Here is a 20,840-nt window from a genome sequence, read left to right on the forward strand (position 1 = left end):
CGCAAAGCTTTTTTGTTTAATCTAGTTTTGAGGTGTTTAGTTTTCTTCGACGCCAGTACCATCGTAGCAACGTTCAAGCAATTCCTTGAGTTCGCTAACCAGTGGTTCAACTGGGTTTGTCGTTGTACATTGATCTTCGTAAGCAAGGACGGCTAATTCGTCAACCTTCTTATCGAATTCTTCCCGGGTAACACCGTTGGCCTTTAAGCTCAACTTAACGCCACATTGGTGAGCGACTTCGATGTACTTCTTAGCGTATGCGTCCGCTAATTCTTCATCCGTGTTCCCTTGTAGGCCGATGAAGCGAGCAATGTCAGCGTAGTCCTTTGTTGCGTGGTAAGTTTCGTAGTGTGGCCAGAGGGCGAGCTTGTTAGGCCGCTTAGCGTTGAAGCGGATAACTTGTGGCATTGCAATGGCGATCAGTAAACCGTGAGGAAGACCGAATGCCCCACCCATCTTGTGGGCTAAGGAGTGGTTGATTCCTAAGAAGGCTTGACCGAATGCCATCCCGGCCATGGTTGAGAAGTCATGCATCTTCCGCCGAGCAAGCTTGTCACCTTGAACAGACTTTGGCAGGTATTCCATGGCACCCTTGATCGTTTGCAGTGACCAACCACGAGTGTAGTCAGTTGCCATTACTGATACGTATGATTCAGTGGCGTGGCAAAGAACGTCTAAACCCGTGTAGGCAGTGGTCTTAGCCGGGACCGTTTCAACGAATTGGGAGTCGACAATCGCAATGTTTGGTGTCAAGGCGTAGTCGGCAAGTGGGTACTTAACGTGGGTCTTGGAGTCAGTGATAACCGCAAATGGGGTAACTTCTGAACCAGTCCCGGAAGTAGTTGGAATCCCAATCAATTGCGACTTAGTAGGCTTCTTGATTTGGTAAGCACGCTTCCGAATGTCCAGGTACTTTTGCATTACGCCGTACCATGATGTTTCTGGGTGTTCATAGAACATCCACATTGCCTTGGCAGCATCCATTGGTGAACCACCACCGAGGGCGATAATTGTGTCTGGCTTGAAGTCGTTCATCATGGCAACACCCTTTTCAACCGTGTTAGTTGATGGGTCTTCTTCAACGTCATCGAATACTAAGAAGGCAGTTTCGTTTTGCCGTTGCCGTAATTGGTCAATTACCCGTTGAACGTAACCACGCTTGCTCATTCCAGGGCCGGTAACGATAAATGCCCGGTCAATGTTTGGAATATCTTGCAATTCTTTTAGTGAGTTCCGTTGAAAGTATACTTTTGGGGGGATCTTAACCCATTGCCGGTTTTCACGACGCTTAGCGATTACCTTGATGTTTAAGAGGTCCCAGTCAGTAACGTTGTGGGAAACAGAGTTACTACCGTATGAACCAGTCCCTAAGGTAAGGGATGGAGTCATGTTGTTGTAAATGTTACCAATTCCACCAAGGCCTGATGGTGAGTTAACGATGATCCGGGAAGCCCGCATTTCAAGGCCGTACTTAGTAGCAAGATCGTCATCAAGGGTGTGGATGGCAGCAGTGTGTCCTTCACCACCGTAGTGAAGTAATTGTGCACAGATGTCAAAGGCGTTTTCGTGGGAAGTTGCCTTGTACATTGTCAATACTGGTGAAAGCTTTTCAGCAGAAAGTGGGTACTTGTCCCCAACACCTTCGTATTCCGCGATGATTACCTTGGTGTTTTCTGGGACCTTAATTCCACACATGTCGGCGATTGCGTTAGCAGAGCGACCAGCGATTGGTCCACGAACTTGGTGGCGGTCAGGATCGATGAAGCCATCAGTAAACTTGTCGATTTCGTTTGGCTTCAAGAAGTAACAGTTCCACTTCTTAAACTCTTCCTTAACCTTGTCGTAGATTTCTTCATCAACAACAACTGAGTTTTCAGTAGCACAGATCATCCCGTTATCGAAGGTCTTAGAAAGGACGATGTCGTATACAGACCGTTCGATGTTTGCAGTCTTTTCGATGTAGGCAGGACCGTTACCAGGACCAACCCCGAGGGCAGGATTACCAGAGCTGTAGGCAGCCTTAACAAGGGAAGGACCACCGGTAGCAAGGATGGTAGCAATCTTTGGGTGCTTTAATAATGCACTGGTGTTTTCCCGGCTACTTTCTGGAAGCCAGAGGATCATGTCCTTTGGAGCGCCAGCCTTTTCAGCTGCTTCTTGGAGAATCTTGGCAGTCTTAATGGACGACTTCATTGCTTGACGGTGGAAGGAGAAGATGATGGTGTTCCGCGTCTTGGCACTGATGATTGACTTGAAGATCGTCGTTGAAGTTGGGTTGGTTACGGGAACAATTCCGGCAATGATTCCCAGTGGGTCAGCAATCGTGATTGTTTGGTTTTCGTCGCTGTCTTCGATAATTCCAACTGTCTTATCGTGGCGGATGTTGTTCCAAATGTATTCACTAGCGTAAATGTTTTTGATTGCCTTATCTTCGGCAACACCACGGCCAGTTTCGTTGGCGGCGTCAACGGCGAGGTCCATGTGGTGTTCTTCAGCAGCAAGGGCCATTGCTTGACAGATCTTGTCGACTTGCTCTTGGCTGTAGTAACGAAGTTTGTTAAATGCCTTTTCACTACGGGCAATTAAGCTATCAACTAATTCTTGCGCGTTTTGCTTGTTGTCAGTAGTGGCAGTTTTCTTTTCAACTTGTTTCTTGTTTGCAGGCATAATTGAAATCTCCTTTTCAATTCTTTTATTTGTTAACCTTTGAACAACTTTTATCTTACTACATAATTTTCAGATGTAAATAGCTTTGTGAACCTTTAAACAATGGTTAAAAAGATTGAATTCGCTTACATTGCCTTAGCGATAACACTGGAATAACAGCAAAAAAGATTGGTATTATTTTTGGATCGCCGCCATCTAAAACAGGGGGATAGTTTAATGATTGAGTAATAGTTCACATGGTTGGGTAAAAAGAAAACAGCCAGTTGGTTCAACTAGCTGTTTTGTAGTTAACAATCTTTAATTAATCCCGGGCATTTTTATCTTTGCCAGCGTTTGGATCTTTAACATCGTAATCACTGTCGTCCATTGCTTCAACGGCCCCCATCCGGTAACCATTACCAACTTGGCTGAAGAAGTCATGGTTGGCGGTTGAAGTAGAAATCCCGTTCATAACAACCGGGTTAACGTCAGAAGCAGTGTCAGGGAACAGTGGGTCTTGCCCCAGGTTCATTAAGGCCTTGTTAGCGTTGTAACGGATGAAGGTTAAGACATCATCGGTCCAACCAACTTGGTCGTAAAGCAGGTGGGTGTACTTCTCTTCGTTGTCATACAGTTCGTATAAGAAGTTGTACATCCAGTCCTTCATGTCCTGTTGTTGCTTTTCCGTCCGGTCACGTAAGCCAACCTGGAACTTGTAACCAATGTAGGTACCGTGAACGGATTCGTCCCGCAAGATCAACTTAATGATTTCAGCAACGTTGTTTAACTTGTTGTGACCAAGGTAGTACAGTGGCGTGTAGAAACCAGAATAGAATAAGAAGGTCTCTAAGAACACGTTGGCAACTTTCTTCTTAAGGGGGTCTTGGTTAGGGTCGAGGTACATGTTGGCAATCTTAGTTGCCTTATTTTGTAAGTACTCTTCAGTATCTGACCATTCGAAGATTTCCTTGATTTGGTCAGGCGTATTTAAGGTTGAAAAGATTGTTGAGTAACTCTTCGCGTGAATTGACTCCATGAATTGAATGTTGTTGAGAACGGCAGTTTCATGGGGAGTCTTAACGTCCTGCTTTAAGGCGGTCAATCCCGCTTCAGATTGAACGGTATCGAGCAGGGTCAGACCACCGAAGACGTGACCCACCGTCCACTGGTGATCATCATCTAATTCGCGCCAGTCATCCATATCATTGGCAACAGGGACCCGGGTGTCCAGCCAAAACTGTTCGCTTAACTTTTCCCAGGTAGCTTTATCGATCATGTCGGAAACTTCATTCCAGTTGATCGCTTTATATTGATTTAACGGTTTAAATTCTTCCAGTTTCATTCGAGTGAGCTCCTTCAAAAACGATGCTCTTGACAAGAAATTTCTCGTCAAAAAAGTCAATTATACATAATATCAAGTTTACCAGTGCCTGATAATTAAATCAAATTACCACCGCAATTAAATGACACAACTTTCGCATTGGTTTGCCCCGATTTCATCGCTATCTTCGGTAAAGGTCCGAATGTAATAAATTGACTTGATGCCCTTCTTGTAGGCGTAGTGGCGAAGGATGTTAAGATCCCTGGTAGTCATCTTATTGGTCCGGCCGTTTTTCCATTCGTAAAGGCCAGTTGGGATCGTTGACCGCATAAAGAGGGTCATTGATAATGCTTGGTCAACGTGTTCTTGGGCCGCTGCATAAGTGTCAATAACTGTCCGCATGTCCATGTCGTATGCTGACCGGTAATATGGCATGGTATCGTTAGAAAGGTATGGGGCAGGGTAGTAGATCTTACCGATCATCTTTTCTTGCCGTTCTTCAACCCGGTTAATGATTGGGTGAAGGCTGGCAGTCGAGTCATTGATGTAAGAAGTAGAACCATTCGGCGCAACGGCTAACCGGTACTGGTTGTATAGGCCATCCTTCATCACGTTTTCCTTTAACTGTTGCCAGTCTTCAATTCCGGGAATAAAGATGCCCGCAAAGAGTTCCTTAACGACGTCCGACTGTGGTCCCCAGTCCTTCGTAACGTACTTGTCGAAGTATGAACCATCAGCGTACGTACTCTTATCAAAGTCGTGGAAGGTTTCTTGCCGTTCCTTGGCGATTTCGTTTGACGCAACCAGTGACCAGTAGTTTAAGAGCATGAAGTAGACACTCGTAAACTCAATGGCAACGGGACTACCGTATTGGATGTGGTGCTTGGCGAGGTAGCTGTGAAGCCCCATGGCACCAAGGCCGACGGAGTGTGCCAGCTGGTTACCATACTTGATCGTTGGGACAACGTCAAGGTCTTCAACGTCACTGATCCGGGTAAGGCCCCGCATCATCGCCTTGATTGACTTACCAAAGTCTGGACTTTCCATCATGTTCGCAATGTTAGTCGAACCCAGGTTACAGCTAATATCAATCCCCATTTCGGAGTATGACTGGTCGTCGTTTACCCGGGCAGGGACCTGGACCTGGGCAATTTCAGAACAGAGGTTACTCATCACAATCTTTCCGGCAATTGGGTTAGCCCGGTTTTCGGTATCAATATTAATGATGTATGGGTAACCAGATTCCTGCTGGAGCTTGCTGATTTCGTCTTCCAGATCCCGGGCGTTGACCTTCTTCTTGGTAATTTCGTCGTTAGCAACCATCTTGTCGTATTCCGCAGTGATATCAACATAGGAGAATGGCTTGCCATAAACCCGTTCAACGTCGTACGGACTAAACAAGTACATATCAGCGTCTTGTTCAACTAACTCATAGAACTTGTCAGGAATAGTAATTCCGAGGGAAAGGGTTTTAATCCGGATCTTTTCATCGGCATTTTCCTTCTTGGCACCAAGGAATTCGACGATGTCTGGGTGGAAGACACTGAGGTAGACGACCCCCGCCCCTTGCCGTTGTCCTAGTTGGTTAGAGTAGGTGAAACTGTCTTCGAGCAGCTTCATCACTGGGACGACACCGCTTGCTGCCCCCTTGATCTTCTTGATTGGGGCCCCAGCTTCACGAAGGTTGCTGAGGTTGATGCCGACTCCCCCACCGATTTTTGAAAGCTGGAGGGCGGAGTTAATGGTCCGGCCAATCGTGTTCATATCATCGGTCGTCTGGATGGCAAAGCAGGAAACAAATTCTCCCCGCCGCTTCCGGCCAACGTTTAAAAAGGTTGGTGTTGCTGGTTGATAGCGCTGGTGGATGATTTCATCAGCTAGTTGCATTGCCAATTCTTCATCACCGTTTGCAAGGTACAGGGCGTTCATCGCAACCCGGTCAATGTAGTTTTCAAGGTAGTATTCCTTATCATTTGTCCGGAGTGCGTACTGGGCATAGAACTTGTAAGCGGCCATGAAGGAATGGAAGTGGAAGTCTTGCTTTTGCAGGTAGTCATAAAGTTCTTCGATAAATTCATCACGGTACTTGCTCATAAAGCCCGGTTCGATGTAGTCGTTGCCTTCCAACCACTGGTAGCGTTCTGCTAATGAAGAAAAATGCTTCGTGTTGGGTTCAACGTTTTCTTTGAGGAAGTCCTCCAATGCCAACTTGTCCTTATTGAGTTGGATTTGGCCGTTTTTGGGAATGTTGACCTCGTTGTTGTAGTCATAGTATTTAACCTTGGTCAGATCGATGTCAGATAACGCCATTTTAAAAACTCACTTTCTAATTGATTTTTGCCAATAAATAAGCCAGCGCAACAATTGGATTGCTGCCTGGCAAAGGTGGTTACTAGTAATTCTTCTTTAATAGTTAGGCAAGTTGATTTAATTGGTCAGGACGAAAACCTGAGAATGCATTACCATTAGGAAGTTTTACAACTGGAGTAGCCATAAAGCCCTCGGACTTTAATTGTGTTACATATTCCGGTTGTTCATCAATGTTGTGTTCAATAAATGCGATTTTATGCTGCTCCAAAAAGCGTTTTGTCATCTTACATTGGATGCAGTTATTTTTGGAAAATACAGTTACCATGAGAAAGCCTCCTAAACGATTAATCAATGGTATCTAGTATAGCGGGGAATCGAAAAAAATCAATCAAAAAGCACTACATTTTGCGTCACACAATTAGTGAAACACAACATATAGTGCTTGGTGGTGGGCGGTATAACCCGTGAAACTTTTTTGTTAATTTTGAGCAGATGATTAGTCACTTAAAAGAATTTCAAAAATTCACTGCAATATTATACACTGAATCTAAGATGATTTTTACAAAAATGGAGAAAAAAGATGGAAAAAAATAGTTCAACTGACCTTGAACACCAAAAATTTATGCGGCTGGCAATTATTGAGGCCCGCAAGGCAGCGATTCTCGATGAAGTGCCGATTGGGGCGGTTGTTGTCCACGATGGCCAGGTGATCGGGCGCGGCCATAATATGCGGGAGAAGTTTCAGGACGTGACTTACCATGCCGAGATGCTTGCGATTATGGAAGCATGCACTAACCTTCACAGTTGGCGCCTGGAAGATTGTGACCTATATGTGACGTTAGAACCGTGCATTATGTGTAGCGGGGCAATCGTCAATGCCCGCATTAAAAATGTCTACTACGGGGCGAGTGACCCGAAAGCCGGGGCAGTTGACAGCCTTTATCATTTGTTAAACGATTCGCGGCTCAACCACCAGGTCAAAGTTCATGCTGGCCTACTTGGGGATGAGTGTAGTCAGATGTTGAAAGATTTTTTCCGGGCGATTCGGAAAAAACGCAAGGCCCTGCGGCGTAAAAATCGGGCTACCCCCTAGCAATTTAAAGAAAAATAGTGTAATATACTATTTGCCGTAAGGCCTTAGGGCAAGGGCACGCTTACGAACCGTGTCAGGTCTGGAAGGAAGCAGCACTAAGTTTGCTGTGTCTTGTGCCCTAAGTTTTATTGATAATTAAGCTGGAGATTGGGTGATTGCCTAATCTCCTTTTTCTATTTAAAATTTTATGTAAATCACTACTTTCTACGATATATTACTAGTATACTATTTATTAGTATTTTAAATTTAGAAAGGAAGTTTGGCGATGAGCTATCAGGCGTTGTATCGTGTTTGGCGTCCGCAGAGATTTGATGATCTTGTCGGCCAGCAGGTTGTCACAAGAACACTAAAGAATGCGATTATTACTAACCAAATTAGTCACGCGTACTTGTTTGCTGGTCCGCGGGGGACGGGGAAGACATCTGCCGCTAAGATTTTTGCTAAGGCGGTTAACTGTCACCACGCAAAAGACGGCGAGCCCTGCAATGAGTGCGCAATCTGTAAGGCCATTACCAACGGTCAGCTTAATGATGTAATCGAAATTGATGCGGCCTCGAACAACGGGGTGGAAGAGATTCGTGATATTCGCGATAAGGCAAAATACGCGCCAACGCAGGCAGATTACAAGGTTTACATCATCGATGAAGTGCATATGCTTTCGACGGGGGCTTTTAATGCCTTGCTCAAGACTCTTGAAGAACCACCGGCAAACGTAATCTTTATCCTTGCCACAACGGAGCCACACAAGATTCCCCTTACCATTATTTCACGTGTACAACGGTTTGATTTTCGCCGGATCTCCGCCCAGGATGCCTTTGACCGGATGAAGTATATCCTGGACCAAAAGCAGGTTGACTACGATGAAAAGGCACTATGGGTGATTGCCAACGCGGCTGAAGGGGGGATGCGGGATGCCTTAAGTATCCTTGACCAGGTGCTTTCCTTTAGTGACAATGAGGTCAAACTCGACGATGCCCTGTTGGTGACCGGGAGTGTGACCAAGCAACTACTGAAGAAGTATTTCTTAGAAGTTTGTGAACACGAAGGTGCCACCGCCCTCGATACAATGAAGGACATCTTAGGCGAGGGAAAGGACGGGCAACGCTTTATTGAAGACCAGATCTCCTTTATTCGCGATGTCTTGTTATACCAGGAATCGCCAAGCTTGATTAATGTTGAGAGTACGGGCTTAAAGGAAGAAGACTTCCAAGAACTGACCAAGGCGGCGACCGCTGAGACTTTATACCAGATGATTGACGAGCTTAATAACATCCAGGAAGAGATGCGGTTTACGACCCATCCGGATGTCTATCTCGAAGTCTTAACAATTAAGCTCGCTCAGATTCAGCAGCACCACCAGCCAGAAGCAGGGGCGCCGTCACCGGTTGCCGATGAGACTGTTGAAAAGTTACAACAAGAAATCCAGCAACTCCAACAGACCGTTAAACAGCTACAGGCTAATCCACGTCCGCAAGCACGGCCTGCGACGGCACCCCCCCGGCAGGCAAATGAGCAACCGCGGGTTCAACAACGGAAAGTTCATGTTAATATTAATAAGGTCTACCCCGTATTGGAAAATGCAACGCGGCAAGACCTTGTAAATGTCCGTGACCTGTGGGGAGATATGCTTAATATGCTATCAGTTCCACAACGGTCGTTGCTCCATGTATCAGAGCCAGTTGCTGCCAGCGCAGTCGGGATTATTGTTGCGTTTAACTACCCCTTCTTATTCCAGCAGGCAGCAGACGATACGACCTTGTTAGACAACATGGAAAACGCCTTGCAACGGTTGACAGGCAATGAGCGGCAGGTAGTATTCGTACCAAAAGACAAGTGGCCGCAGATCCGCCAAGACTTTATCAAGGATCATGGCTTTGGTAAGCATGGTCCCAAAGTCGCAGACCAGCCAGTTAAACAGGCACCAGTGGCAGACTCAGCAAGTGCTCCGGCAAGTCCGGAACAAGCACCACAGCCCCCGTTGCCAGACGAGCCAGCTGCCCCCCAATCGGCGGTAGATGACCCAGTTGCAACTGCCCAAAAACTATTTGGCAGTGATGTTGTTAAAGTAGAAGATAATTAAAAATAAAGGATGGATGATATTATGATGCGCGGAATGAACATGCAACAAATGATGAAGCAAGCAAAGGCAATGCAAAAGAAAATGATGGCAGAACAAGAAGACCTTGCTAAGCAAGAATTTGTGGGGAAGGCCCCCGATGACATGGTGACTGCTACTTTCAGTGGTGATAACCAATTGGTTGACTTGAAGATTGACCCGCAAGCCGTTGATCCCGATGATGTTGACATGCTCCAAGACCTTGTTATTGCTGCAATTAAGGACGGAATGAAGCAGGTAAACGACGCCACCCAACAAAAGTTAGGCAAGTACACTAAGGGTATGGGGTTGTAAAAAGTGATTCAATATCCAGAGCCATTAGCAAAATTAATCGAAAGCTACACTAAATTGCCGGGAATTGGGCAAAAGACAGCCACCCGGCTGGCTTTTTATACCCTGACGATGCAAGAAGATGATGTCACTAATTTTGCTAAGTCCCTTTTGTCTGCTAAGCGTGACCTGCATGATTGCAGTATTTGTGGCAATATTACCGGGGAAGACCCATGTCCGATTTGTCGTGATAAGACCCGTGATCATTCTCAGATCCTGGTTGTTGAGCAATCACAAGATATTATGGCAATGGAGCGGATGCATGAATACCACGGAATGTATCATGTCTTGCATGGGGTGATTTCTCCCGTTGCCGGGACCGGCCCGGAGGATATCAATATCACGGGCTTGCTTAAGCGACTGCAAAAGGATGATGAAGTAAAAGAAGTGATTATTGCAACCAATGCTTCATCAGATGGTGAACTAACGGCAGGTTACCTGGCCAAACTAATCAAGCCTGCTGGAATCAAGGTGACCCGCCTTGCCCACGGACTCTCAGTGGGGGCAGACATTGACTACGCCGATGAGATGACGTTATTTAAGGCGGTTCAGGGCCGAACGGAGATGTAAGAGAATGTTTTTTAAGCGATCAGCAGAACAGTTAAAACGTGACCGGAACCAGCGCCTGCTCGACGCGGTCTATTCCACGAAGGCGAGCTGGGACCATGCACGCGAGACCGAACGAGCGGTTTATGAGGCGAATGTAAATAGTGAGCTTCACTACCGGACACGGATCCAGGAGCAAAAGTTTTTGTACCTGTATAAGCTTGCCCGCAAGTTCAAGGTTCATGGGAAGCTGAATCACGGGGTAATTGACCGCTAGGAGGTCAGATAGAGATGGACGGAAAATTTATTTCATTTGAAGGACCAGACGGTGCAGGGAAGACCAGCGTGATGCGGCAGGTGCAAGCAGACTTAACCGCTCAGTTTGGCGACCGGGTAATGTATACTCGGGAACCAGGAGGAAACCATATCGCAGAAGAGATTCGCCAGGTTCTCTTCGATGGGCAAAATACTGACATGGATGGGCGGACAGAAGCGCTCTTATTTGCGGCCGCGCGGCGCCAGCATATCGTCTCAGAAATCGTCCCGGGGCTTCAAGCGGGGAAGATAATCCTGTGCGACCGCTATGTCGATAGCTCGATCGCCTACCAAGGGGCGGGCCGCCAACTTGGTGAAGAGGCAATTTGGCAGATTAACCAGTTTGCCATTGATGGCTTGCTACCGCAGTTAACAATTTACCTCGATATTGAGTCTGAATTAGGGCTGAACAGGATTGCTGCCCACCGGGCAAACCAGGTCAACCGCCTGGATAAGGAAAAACTGACCTTTCACCAGACTGTGCGAAAGTCCTACCTGCGCTTGCAAAGGGAACATCCAGAGCGGATTAAGCTGATCGATGCTAGTCAACCACTTAGCGATGTAATTAACGATGTAGAGTCAACAATTCACGACCGTTTTCCAGAATTATTTAATGAAAAGAGTGATTAACGATGAAAATGATTATTGCAATTGTTCAGTCGAAGGATAGCAACCGCTTGCGGAAGGCTTTCAACAAGGCGGACATCCACGTCACCCAGCTATCAACGACCGGTGGGTTTTTACGTGAAGGAAACTCAACCTTTTTAATCGGGGTTGAAAACGACCGCGTCCAAGAGGTATTAGATGTGATTAAGAAGAACGCTGAGTCACGGGAACAATACGTTACTTCGCAGATGCACATGGATGTTGAAGGGGGCTCTGCTTTCCCTGTCAATGTCCGGATCGGTGGGGCGACGGTCTTTGTCTTACCGGTTGAAGATTTTATCCAGTTTTAAGTAGGTGATGATGGGTGGTTGAACAACAGCGAACACGTGCTGAGCAATTACAACCAGCAATTATTGCCCGCTTTCAAAAGATTTTAAAAAATAATGAACTAGCCCATGCCTATTTGTTAGTTGGTCCTGGTGGGGCCGGGAAGATGTCAATTGCCAAGTGGCTAGCCCTGCGCCTATTTTGCCTTCACCCGCAAGGAAATGAGCCAGATATGACTTGTCCAGAGTGTCAGCGAATCTTGTCAGGTAACCACCCGGACATCGTGATGGCAGCACCAGAGGGTCGGCAGATTAAGGTTGATGAGATCCGTCACCTCAAGGCAGAATTTACCAAGAGTGCGGTAGAAGGGAACAAGAAGCTCTTTATTATTAAGGACGCCGATAAGATGACAACGGGAGCGGCTAATAGCCTGCTGAAGTTTATCGAAGAGCCGAGCCCGGGTGTTTACATCTTGATGATGACGACTAATAAGAGTGCGCTTTTGCCGACGATAAGGTCGCGGACACAGGTGATCGAATTGCAGCCACTAAAGCGTGATACTCTCTTGCAAGTGTTAGCGGAGCATGATATTCCCGCCAGCCAACGGCAGATTGCGGTGGGGATAACCGACTCGGTTGAAACAATTGCGTCGTGGCAAGAAGATAACTGGTTTGCTAATGCAATCGAAGCTGTCTTGCAGTGGTACAAAGATACTGCTAAGCCAGATATGTTGGGCTTTGTTGATGTTCAGACGGGCTTAGTGAAGCTGGCAGCGGACCGTGTTAAGCAGCAGATTATTTTAGACCTAATGACATTAGTGTGGCGTGATACATTGATGATCTCTACGGGGATTAATGACCCTGCCCGCCTGCACTTTACTAATGCGGTGAATGATTTACAAGGGGTGGCTAGTAAGTATTCTGCCAGTAAAATATTGACCGCCAGTCAGTTAACGCTGGCGACCCGGCATATGTTGGAGCAAAATATTAGCTTTCAAAATGTCGCCGAGCAGTTGACAATCCGGATTGTCCAAACATTAGCGACGAGATAGGGGCGAGAAAATGAGTGAGCAACATAATTCAAGCAACATTTATGAACGTTTTGCTCAGGTAACGAAGCAGATGAAAGACCTGGTCGATAACATGGAGCAACTCCAGGTACAGATTACCGAAATTCTGGAGAAAAATGTTGAGCTTTCGATTGAAAATGAACACTTACGCCAAGTGATCAAGCAAAACCAACCGCGGCACAGTGATGACCAGTTATCGGGCTCCCGGCAAAATTTAAAAGAGCTTTACCAGCAAGGCTTTCACGTCTGTAGTGAATACTATGGAAAGCGGTTGGCGCCTAATGAATCATGCACGTTTTGTTTAGATGCTATTTTCGGTCATGAGCAAGGAGTGACAAAGTAGAGTATGCAACAAGTAAGTAGTTTTAATGAGACGGCAACAGGTCGCCTTTACCTTGTCCCAACGCCAATTGGCAACCTTGATGACATGACTTTCCGGGCGATTAAGACCCTGCAGGAGGTTGACTTGATTGCGGCCGAAGACACCCGGCACACCCAGCAGCTATTAAATCATTTTGAAATCACCACCCGGCAGATTAGCTTTCACGAGCACAACACGGAGCAGCGGATTCCTGAACTTATCGCTAAGCTAAAGGATGGGACTTCGATTGCGCAGTGTAGTGATGCGGGGATGCCCTCAATTTCCGATCCCGGAAAAGAGCTGGTTGAAGCCGCTGTAAAAGAGGGAATCCCTGTTGTTCCACTGCCCGGTGCCAATGCGGGCTTGACGGCCCTAATTGCTTCTGGCCTGGTTCCCCAGCCATTTTATTTTTATGGCTTCTTAGAACGGAAGCACCAGCAGCAGTTAACGGCACTGGCAGCGTTGAAGAACCGGCAAGAGACGATGATTTTCTATGAAGCACCACACCGGTTAAAGAAGACACTCGCTGCGATGGCCGAAGTCTTTGGTGACCAGCGGCAGGTGGTTTTAGCCCGGGAACTTACCAAGCGTTATGAAGAATTTACGCGGGGGAGTCTCGGCGAAGTTGCGGCCTGGTTTGCAGAGCACCAGCCCCGGGGAGAGTTTGTCGTGTTGGTAGCGGGAAATGACCATCCAGAAGCCGATGACCAGGATGAGTCATTGTCATTACCACTAACGGAGCAGGTTGATCAGGCAATCTTAACAGGCCTTTCGACGAATGCGGCGATTAAACTCGTTGCCAAGCGGAATAATATGAAACGGCAAGAACTGTATAAGCAGTACCATCAATTGTAGGAGATAGGATATGGACTTGAAGCAAGGGGCACAAACGTATGAGATGCCACATTTATTAACTTACTATGAATGTGATGAGACCGGTCACCCGAGCATGAGCATGCTCCTCAGCATGATCTCAATGGCATCCGATGAGCATAGCATGTCACTGGGAATGGATACGAAGCTTGTCCAACAGACCGGTGGGACCTGGGTGGTCAGTGGCTATGAAGGCGAACTGACAAAGGAGCAGCCGACCTTTGGCGATACCGTTATTCTTGGGACACGGGCCGTTGCCTATAACCGGTTCTTTGCTGTTCGGGAATTTTGGTTGACCGACCAAGAGCACCACATTGTGTACGCGAAGATCAAGGCTATCTTTGTCTTCATGAATTTGACGACGCGGCGGATGGAGTCAATTCCCCCGGAGTTGATTACGCCCTACCAATCGCCCGCGGTTAAACGGATTTCCCGCTTAAAGCGGCCAGCAAAGTTGTCAGCGGATGACGAAGTGTTACAAAAGGACTACCAGGTGCGTTACTTTGACCTTGACGCCAACCACCACGTCAACAATGCCCGTTATTTTGACTGGCTATTAGACCCCCTTGGTCGCGACTTCTTGCGTCACCACCGCTTGCGGAAGTTTAGCCTGCAATACTTACGGGAAGTTCGTGATGGCGAGACAGTGGCTAGCCGGGTCAATCAGCCCCAGTTAGTTGACGATCAGTTGTTAACCAGACACGAGATTAAGGTAGCAGATGGCGTTAATGCGGTCGCTGGAATTGAGTGGGATAACTGCTAACAATTAGAAATAAATACATAAACAAGACTGGAGAAATGTAATTTCGCCGGTCTTTTTTCTTTTCGGAAGCTCTCCTCCTGAATTGTGGTGAGATACATATGAAAATGTTATTCTTAAAGTAGTAGTAAAAGTGAGGAGTGGGTTTAAGTGAAAAAGTCATTGACGGCGATAATTTACTTGGAACCAGACCAAGTAAGCTTAAGAATTGTGGAAGTGCCTAGTCTGCGGGTGATTAATAACGTTCGCTCTGGCTTGTTGAACGTCGGTGAGAAGAAGGTTGCTAATTATTCAGAAAACATGGCGGCCATCGTTAATAATATCGAAGGATTTAAGCAGATCATCAAGGATTACCAGGCAACGCCGGTCAAGTTTTATGGTGACTATGAAGACCTGGATGCCGTGACCGCCCGCTATGTTGCGGACCAGCTTGAAGTGCGCGTCGGCCTTCAAATTGAGTGGCTAAATAATAACCAGATTATGGCCCAGTCGATGAGTTACATTTTGACCCTCCTGCCGGAATTTACAAAGTTGAGCAAGCACAACATGTACTTGCTCAGTATTGGCTTGAATTCGACCACCCTGGCTTACTTCCACCATGGCAGCTTTGAGCGGGCGTGGGACATCGACTTGGGGAACGTGAAGATTAGTCGGCTGGTGCAAAACCTGCGGAAGACGGCCACTAACCCAACCGAGATTATTCAAGATTACATCAGTAGTAAGCTTGAATACCTTACGCCAGAGTTAACGAAGAAAAAGCATACGGTTATGCTGGTGCAAAATGCCCTGTCACTGAATAAACTCTTCTTGCCCCAGAACGAACAAATTGCCGCGGTATCAATGGACAAGTTCCACGATGATTACTTAAAGATTTTGTCACCGACGAAGGATGACCTAGTCCAGGATATCGCAATTGACGACCAACAATTTGAGCTGCTATTACCAAACTACCTGGTAGCCGCGCGGACCGAGCGCTTGATCCAGCCGGCAGGATTGTATGTCACGGATATCACGATGATGGACGGGATTTGCCACGGGATCGGGGTTAATAACGACCAGACCCAGCGGCAGATTAACACAATGATTCGCACCGCTGCTGATAATATCTCTGAACGGTACGGGGTTGATTCGGCCCACCGTGATTTTGTTACCCAGTTTTCGCTCCAGCTATTTGACCAGTTACGGCCAATCCACCGTTTGGGGCAGCATGAGCGACTATTATTAGAGATTGCCAGCCGGCTTGATGACATTGGAAACTTCATTAACCAAAAGGGTCACTACCGGCACTCGGCTTACGTTTTAGAGGCCAACCCGTTGATTGGGTTATCGGATAAGGACAACCGGATCATTGCGGAAGTCGCCCGCTACCATAGTGCGGAGTCACCGGATATTAACCAGGCCCATTACCGTCACCTAGACGACGAGATCCAAATGCCCGTTGCCAAGTTAGCGGCGATTTTACGGCTGGTTGATGCGCTTGATGATTCACGGTTGCAGAAGATTTCAGACCTCAACCTGAAGCTAACTGCGGACGATCGCTTAATCATTAAGGCGACGGCCAATGATGACTTAGTGCTGGAAAAATGGTCATTTAGCAAGAAGTCACAACTATTTAAGGATGTTTACGGGATTCAACCGGTACTAACGGAGAGGAGCAACTACTAACGATGTACAAGGATTTTTATAAACCACAAAACTATGTTAACCGTGAACTCAGCTGGATCGACTTTAACGGCCGGGTACTTGGTGAAGCCATTGATCCTGGGAATCCCTTACTTGAACGGGCCAATTTCTTGGGGATAACGCAGAGTAACGTTGACGAATTTTTCATGGTCCGGGTTGCCTCGTTGCACAAGCTGGCAGCAGCAAACGTGACAACGACTGATGCTTCGGGACTGACGCCGGAAGAGCAGCTCGATGCCGTTAACGAAAAAGAACACCGGATGGTAAAGCAGCGTTACGAGGTATACAACCAGCAGATTATCCCGGAATTAGCAGCACACGAGATTGACATCCTCCACTTTGCTGACCTCGACGACAAACAATACGAGTTTATCCGCCGGTACTTTGACGATGAATTGATGCCGGTGCTGACCCCGATGGCGGACGATGCCTCCCGGCCATTCCCGTTTATCTCTAACAATTCATTAAACATTGCAATCCGGCTCCGGCGGAAAGTGACGGCGGGTGCCCGTGAAACAGACGAAATCCTGGAAGGGGACCAGGAAGTTCACCGCCGGCAAACGGAACCACACGATGACCGCAAGGAAGCAGACATTAAGTTTGCCACAGTCCGGGTTCCCGAAATTTATAAACGCCTCGTCCGCCTTCCCGGGGAAAACAACTTCATCCTAATTGATGAGATCGTGACCGAATTCTTAGGAGCATTATTCCCCGGTTATGAGATCCTTGCTACGGCTTCCTACCGGGTAATGCGGGACATGGACCTGGACGTTGCGGAAGAAGATACCTCAGACCTCTTGCGGGCCGTTAAGCACCAGCTGCGAGAACGGGAGCACGGGCAGGTAATGCGACTGGAAGTTCCCACAACGATTGATGAATGGTTGAAGGACCAGCTGATTGATAACCTTCACGTGAGCGAACGGTCCCTGTATGAAGTCGATGGGCCAGTTGACTTGACTTTTTTGAAGAAACTTGCGGGGATGGTTGATGGTCATGATGACCTCCGCTTTGCTCCGTACAAGCCTTACCTGGACCCTGCTTTGGATATGGAACACAACATCTTTACGGCCATTCGCCAGCAAGATTACCTGATGCAACACCCGTACGATAACTTCCAGGCAGTGGTCAACTTTATCCACCAGGCAGCTATTGACCCCGATGTTTTGGCAATCAAGATGACCCTTTACCGGGTTTCAGGGAACTCACCGATTATCAAGTACCTGGGGATGGCTGCCCAACAAGGAAAACAAGTGACGGTCCTTGTTGAAGTGAAGGCCCGTTTTGACGAACAAAATAACGTGCGCTGGGCCCAACGGCTAGAACAAATGGGCTGTCACGTTATCTACGGTTTGGTTGGCCTAAAGACCCACTGTAAAGTCGCCCTGGTAATCCGGCGTGATGAAGATGGTTTACGGCGGTACATGCACCTTGGCACGGGAAACTATAATGATGTAACGGCCCACTTCTATACCGACATGGGGATTTTTACCTGTGACCACGAATTGGGAATTGACATGACCAACCTCTTTAACATGCTCTCTGGATTTGCCCGGCCAGCCTACTTCAACGAGTTACGGGTTTCGCCAAACGGGATTCGGACATTTATCAATGCCAAAATTGACGAGCAGATTGAAAATGCACAAAATGGTAACCCGGCCTTGATCCGGATGAAGATGAACTCACTATCCGATAAGCAGATTATTGCCCACCTGTATGACGCGGCGGCCAACGGGGTAAAGGTTGAACTACTTGTCCGCGGGATTACCTGCTTGCGCAATGACCTTCCGGAATTACACGGCAACATCGAAGTCCACTCAATCGTCGGTCGCTTCCTTGAGCACTCCCGGATCTACTACTTCAAGAGCAATGGTCATGATGAAATCTACCTGGCTAGTGCAGATATGATGACCCGGAATTTAAACCGGCGGGTAGAGGAGCTCTTCCCGGTTACCCAGGAAGATACGAAGGCCCACGCCATCCATATTTTTGATATGATGTGGAAGGACAATGTGAAGGCCCGGCGGCTGGTTGGTGATCACTACGAGCGAATCGACCGTGGTGATGCAACGCCATTTAACGCACAAGAATACTTTGTTGAACAGGCAATGACCCTGAATAAGAACATCAAGCGGGAAAAGAAGGCAAAAAAACACTTTTCATCAGTATTTGAGACTTTGACCAAGCATGTTTCGAACCTTCACCTCGATGACAGAAAGGATGACTAGTGGATGGTCAAAGAAAAATACCTTGCAATTATTGACCTTGGCTCTAATTCAGTCCGGTTAAAGATTACTAAAATTCAAGCAGATGGCAGTTACGAGACAGCCCAGTATGAAAAACGGTATGTGCGGTTAGCATCAAATATGGGACCAGAAAAGATGCTTAAACCAGCCCCAATTAAGCGAACCCTCGATGCCTTGACCGAGTTTCGCGCAATTTGTAACCAGTATAAGGATAAGGGACTGACGGTCGTTGCAGTGGCGACCGCCGCTGTTCGCCAGGCGCAAAACCAGGCCCAGTTTTTAGCCGATGTGAGAAAGCAGACCGGCTTTGACATTCACGTTATCAGTGGTGAACGGGAAGCGTACCTTGATTACGTCGGGGTAAGCCGCACCTTGCCAATTGATAAGGGCTTGATCCTTGATACCGGTGGGGCCAGTATGGAACTAATTTCCGTTAACAATGGTGAAGCAGAGGAAACAGTCAGTATCCCAATGGGGTCAGTGCTAATCTCCCAGCGCTACCACCTGGAGGATAAGATTGATGCGGCGAACTTGTTTGATGCCATTGTGCGGATTGATGAAGTTCTTTCCCAACAGCTGTGGTTGAGTCGGCTGCGGCAGACAAAGATCATTGCCCTCGGTGGCTGTAACCGGGCCCTTGCCAAAGTTTTCCGCTGGCAGCAGGCACTCAACCCCGACGAGGTAATGCCGGTCCATGGTTTGACAATGCGGTCAGAAGAGGCCTTTTTGATTATGCACCAGCTACTAGAAGGCGACCGGCAAATGCGGGCTGGCATTCGCGGCATCACGAAGGGCCGGGCCGACGTAGTTGTCGGCGGGCTTTTACCGCTCTTTACCCTGATGCGGCAGTTAGCAATTGATGAGGTCAGCTTTAGCAACAGTGGGTTGCGGGAAGGGCTCCTCTTTAAGTACCTGGACCACCAAATTGACTTTGGTGATATTGCATCGTTATGATTGCGGGGATGAAAACGGTTAAATTTTTATCTGTTTTTACTAAATTTTACTAATAGTTAATGGTAAAACTGTGCTACAATCACTAATGAAAGCTTTAGTTGGATCAAGGAGGAAATAAGATGGCTATTTTAGTTGCTGGTGGTGCCGGATACATCGGTTCCCACATGGTAAAAGACTTAATCGATCATGGTGAAGACGTTGTTGTTGCAGATAACCTCTCAACTGGTCACCGTGACGCAATTAATCCACAGGCGAAGTTTTATGAAGGTGACATTCGCGACCGTAAGTTCCTAGACAAGGTTTTTGATAGCGAAGATATTACGGCAGTGGTTCACTTTGCTGCTTTCTCAATTGTACCTGAATCAATGAGTAAGCCGCTGAAGTACTTTGACAACAACACTGGTGGGATGATTACCTTGCTTGAAGCAATGCATGACCACGACATCAAGTACATTGTCTTCAGCTCAACTGCGGCGACATATGGTGTTCCTGAACACATGCCGATCAAGGAAACAGACCCGCAAAAGCCAATTAACCCATATGGCTTGAGTAAGTTAATGATGGAAGAAATGATGGCCTGGGCAGATAAGGCATATGGGATCAAGTTCGTTGCTCTTCGTTACTTTAACGTTGCCGGGGCAGCTCCTGATGGCACGATTGGTGAAGACCACGGTCCAGAGACCCACTTAGTACCAATCATCTTACAAGTGGCCCAGGGGAAACGGGATGAATTGAGCATCTTTGGTGATGACTACAATACTCCTGACGGAACCAACGTGCGGGACTATGTTCACGTAATGGACCTTGCTGATGCCCACATCTTGGCAATCAAGTACCTTGAAGCTGGCAACAAGAGTAATGCCTTTAACCTTGGTTCATCAACCGGCTTCTCCAACAAGCAAATGTTAGAGGCTGCCCGGGAAGTTACCGGCAAGCCAATTCCTGCGAAGATGGCCCCTCGCCGTCCCGGTGATCCAGACTCATTAGTTGCGGCTAGTGATAAGGCCCGGACAATCTTAGGCTGGAAGCCAAAGTACGATGATGTTCATGACATCATTGCAACCGCCTGGAAGTGGCACTCAACCCACCCAAAGGGTTATGATGACCGCGACTAGTTAAACTAACCGCTAAAGTAGAATAATTGCGAAAAATCCAGATGATTGCTTTGCTGACATAAGTGAAGCAATCATCTGGATTTTCCCTTTTTAAGGATAGTTAGTTTCAGTATCATAGAAAAGGCCAGTCAAACAATCAGCAGGTGATTGCTTAGCTAGCCTTTTGCTTTGT

Annotated in this window: 19 protein-coding genes and 1 other RNA gene; 16 read left to right on the top strand and 4 right to left on the bottom strand. The window is 47.2% G+C overall.

Annotated features, from left to right (window positions below; all coding sequences use genetic code 11):
- Positions 1-36: 36 nt before the first annotated feature.
- From adhE to nrdH, 4 genes are all read right to left on the bottom strand, one after another.
- Positions 37-2,667, bottom strand: coding sequence for a bifunctional acetaldehyde-CoA/alcohol dehydrogenase (adhE, locus tag CZ502_RS06515; RefSeq protein ID WP_076460791.1), 2,631 nt, complete (start codon positions 2,665-2,667; stop codon positions 37-39).
- A gap of 301 nt (positions 2,668-2,968) precedes the next feature.
- On the bottom strand, positions 2,969-3,988 hold the full coding sequence (gene nrdF, locus CZ502_RS06520) for a class 1b ribonucleoside-diphosphate reductase subunit beta (RefSeq protein WP_076460794.1): 1,020 nt from the start codon (positions 3,986-3,988) through the stop codon (positions 2,969-2,971).
- Positions 3,989-4,105: 117 nt separating this feature from the next.
- Entirely contained in the window at positions 4,106-6,277 is a 2,172-nt protein-coding gene (gene nrdE, locus CZ502_RS06525) for a class 1b ribonucleoside-diphosphate reductase subunit alpha (RefSeq protein ID WP_076460796.1), read from the bottom strand.
- A gap of 103 nt (positions 6,278-6,380) precedes the next feature.
- Complete coding sequence (gene nrdH, locus CZ502_RS06530; protein WP_076460799.1) at positions 6,381-6,602, bottom strand: glutaredoxin-like protein NrdH; 222 nt, start codon at positions 6,600-6,602, stop codon at positions 6,381-6,383.
- A gap of 255 nt (positions 6,603-6,857) precedes the next feature.
- Here nrdH and tadA point away from each other — a divergent pair, with 255 nt between their 5' ends.
- From tadA to galE, 16 genes are all read left to right on the top strand, one after another.
- Positions 6,858-7,370, top strand: a complete 513-nt coding sequence (tadA, locus tag CZ502_RS06535) for a tRNA adenosine(34) deaminase TadA (protein WP_076460801.1) — start codon at positions 6,858-6,860, stop codon at positions 7,368-7,370.
- A 35-nt stretch (positions 7,371-7,405) separates the two neighbouring features.
- An RNA gene (gene ffs, locus CZ502_RS06540) (signal recognition particle sRNA small type) lies at positions 7,406-7,503 on the top strand.
- 132 nt (positions 7,504-7,635) lie between these two features.
- Positions 7,636-9,450 carry a DNA polymerase III subunit gamma/tau gene (gene dnaX, locus CZ502_RS06545; protein ID WP_076460803.1) on the top strand — a complete coding sequence of 605 codons (1,815 nt, stop codon included), beginning with the start codon at positions 7,636-7,638 and terminating at the stop codon, positions 9,448-9,450.
- A 21-nt stretch (positions 9,451-9,471) separates the two neighbouring features.
- Positions 9,472-9,780 (top strand): YbaB/EbfC family nucleoid-associated protein, encoded by a 309-nt coding sequence (locus CZ502_RS06550; RefSeq protein ID WP_076460805.1) that lies wholly within the window; start codon positions 9,472-9,474, stop codon positions 9,778-9,780.
- A gap of 3 nt (positions 9,781-9,783) precedes the next feature.
- Entirely contained in the window at positions 9,784-10,386 is a 603-nt protein-coding gene (gene recR / locus CZ502_RS06555; protein WP_303645093.1) for a recombination mediator RecR, read from the top strand.
- 4 nt (positions 10,387-10,390) lie between these two features.
- Complete coding sequence (locus tag CZ502_RS06560; RefSeq protein ID WP_076460807.1) at positions 10,391-10,639, top strand: YaaL family protein; 249 nt, start codon at positions 10,391-10,393, stop codon at positions 10,637-10,639.
- 14 nt (positions 10,640-10,653) lie between these two features.
- On the top strand, positions 10,654-11,307 hold the full coding sequence (gene tmk / locus CZ502_RS06565; protein ID WP_076460809.1) for a dTMP kinase: 654 nt from the start codon (positions 10,654-10,656) through the stop codon (positions 11,305-11,307).
- Positions 11,308-11,309: 2 nt separating this feature from the next.
- Positions 11,310-11,633 (top strand): cyclic di-AMP receptor DarA, encoded by a 324-nt coding sequence (gene darA, locus CZ502_RS06570; protein WP_076460811.1) that lies wholly within the window; start codon positions 11,310-11,312, stop codon positions 11,631-11,633.
- Between the two features lie 14 nt (positions 11,634-11,647).
- A complete protein-coding gene (gene holB / locus CZ502_RS06575; RefSeq protein ID WP_076460813.1) occupies positions 11,648-12,661 on the top strand; it encodes a DNA polymerase III subunit delta' in 1,014 nt (337 codons plus the stop codon).
- A gap of 10 nt (positions 12,662-12,671) precedes the next feature.
- Positions 12,672-13,022: a DNA replication initiation control protein YabA gene (locus CZ502_RS06580; RefSeq protein WP_076460815.1), complete on the top strand. Its 351-nt coding sequence runs from the start codon at positions 12,672-12,674 to the stop codon at positions 13,020-13,022.
- A 3-nt stretch (positions 13,023-13,025) separates the two neighbouring features.
- On the top strand, positions 13,026-13,895 hold the full coding sequence (gene rsmI / locus CZ502_RS06585) for a 16S rRNA (cytidine(1402)-2'-O)-methyltransferase (RefSeq protein WP_076460817.1): 870 nt from the start codon (positions 13,026-13,028) through the stop codon (positions 13,893-13,895).
- A 10-nt stretch (positions 13,896-13,905) separates the two neighbouring features.
- Positions 13,906-14,676 (top strand): acyl-[acyl-carrier-protein] thioesterase, encoded by a 771-nt coding sequence (locus CZ502_RS06590; protein WP_076460819.1) that lies wholly within the window; start codon positions 13,906-13,908, stop codon positions 14,674-14,676.
- A 147-nt stretch (positions 14,677-14,823) separates the two neighbouring features.
- A complete protein-coding gene (locus tag CZ502_RS06595) occupies positions 14,824-16,338 on the top strand; it encodes an exopolyphosphatase (protein ID WP_076460821.1) in 1,515 nt (504 codons plus the stop codon).
- 2 nt (positions 16,339-16,340) lie between these two features.
- Positions 16,341-18,581, top strand: coding sequence for an RNA degradosome polyphosphate kinase (locus tag CZ502_RS06600; RefSeq protein WP_076460823.1), 2,241 nt, complete (start codon positions 16,341-16,343; stop codon positions 18,579-18,581).
- Positions 18,582-18,584: 3 nt separating this feature from the next.
- Positions 18,585-19,553, top strand: a complete 969-nt coding sequence (locus CZ502_RS06605; protein ID WP_076460826.1) for a Ppx/GppA phosphatase family protein — start codon at positions 18,585-18,587, stop codon at positions 19,551-19,553.
- Positions 19,554-19,672: 119 nt separating this feature from the next.
- Entirely contained in the window at positions 19,673-20,668 is a 996-nt protein-coding gene (gene galE / locus CZ502_RS06610) for a UDP-glucose 4-epimerase GalE (RefSeq protein WP_076460828.1), read from the top strand.
- Positions 20,669-20,840 lie beyond the last annotated feature (172 nt).

The sequence above is a fragment of the Limosilactobacillus caccae genome (assembly GCF_900156885.1).
Lineage (GTDB): Bacteria > Bacillota > Bacilli > Lactobacillales > Lactobacillaceae > Limosilactobacillus > Limosilactobacillus caccae.

Excerpts from the sequence above, each read along its gene's own strand:
- rsmI (WP_076460817.1), top strand. The coding sequence starts at position 13,026 with ATGCAACAAGTAAGTAGTTTTAATGAGACGGCAACAGGTCGCCTTTAC.
- dnaX (WP_076460803.1), top strand. The coding sequence starts at position 7,636 with ATGAGCTATCAGGCGTTGTATCGTGTTTGGCGTCCGCAGAGATTTGAT.
- CZ502_RS06600 (WP_076460823.1), top strand. The coding sequence starts at position 16,341 with ATGTACAAGGATTTTTATAAACCACAAAACTATGTTAACCGTGAACTC.
- nrdF (WP_076460794.1), bottom strand. The coding sequence starts at position 3,988 with ATGAAACTGGAAGAATTTAAACCGTTAAATCAATATAAAGCGATCAAC.
- CZ502_RS06560 (WP_076460807.1), top strand. The coding sequence starts at position 10,391 with ATGTTTTTTAAGCGATCAGCAGAACAGTTAAAACGTGACCGGAACCAG.
- tmk (WP_076460809.1), top strand. The coding sequence starts at position 10,654 with ATGGACGGAAAATTTATTTCATTTGAAGGACCAGACGGTGCAGGGAAG.
- nrdH (WP_076460799.1), bottom strand. The coding sequence starts at position 6,602 with ATGGTAACTGTATTTTCCAAAAATAACTGCATCCAATGTAAGATGACA.
- CZ502_RS06580 (WP_076460815.1), top strand. The coding sequence starts at position 12,672 with ATGAGTGAGCAACATAATTCAAGCAACATTTATGAACGTTTTGCTCAG.
- CZ502_RS06605 (WP_076460826.1), top strand. The coding sequence starts at position 18,585 with ATGGTCAAAGAAAAATACCTTGCAATTATTGACCTTGGCTCTAATTCA.
- CZ502_RS06590 (WP_076460819.1), top strand. The coding sequence starts at position 13,906 with ATGGACTTGAAGCAAGGGGCACAAACGTATGAGATGCCACATTTATTA.
- adhE (WP_076460791.1), bottom strand. The coding sequence starts at position 2,667 with ATGCCTGCAAACAAGAAACAAGTTGAAAAGAAAACTGCCACTACTGAC.
- galE (WP_076460828.1), top strand. The coding sequence starts at position 19,673 with ATGGCTATTTTAGTTGCTGGTGGTGCCGGATACATCGGTTCCCACATG.
- darA (WP_076460811.1), top strand. The coding sequence starts at position 11,310 with ATGAAAATGATTATTGCAATTGTTCAGTCGAAGGATAGCAACCGCTTG.
- CZ502_RS06550 (WP_076460805.1), top strand. The coding sequence starts at position 9,472 with ATGATGCGCGGAATGAACATGCAACAAATGATGAAGCAAGCAAAGGCA.
- tadA (WP_076460801.1), top strand. The coding sequence starts at position 6,858 with ATGGAAAAAAATAGTTCAACTGACCTTGAACACCAAAAATTTATGCGG.
- nrdE (WP_076460796.1), bottom strand. The coding sequence starts at position 6,277 with ATGGCGTTATCTGACATCGATCTGACCAAGGTTAAATACTATGACTAC.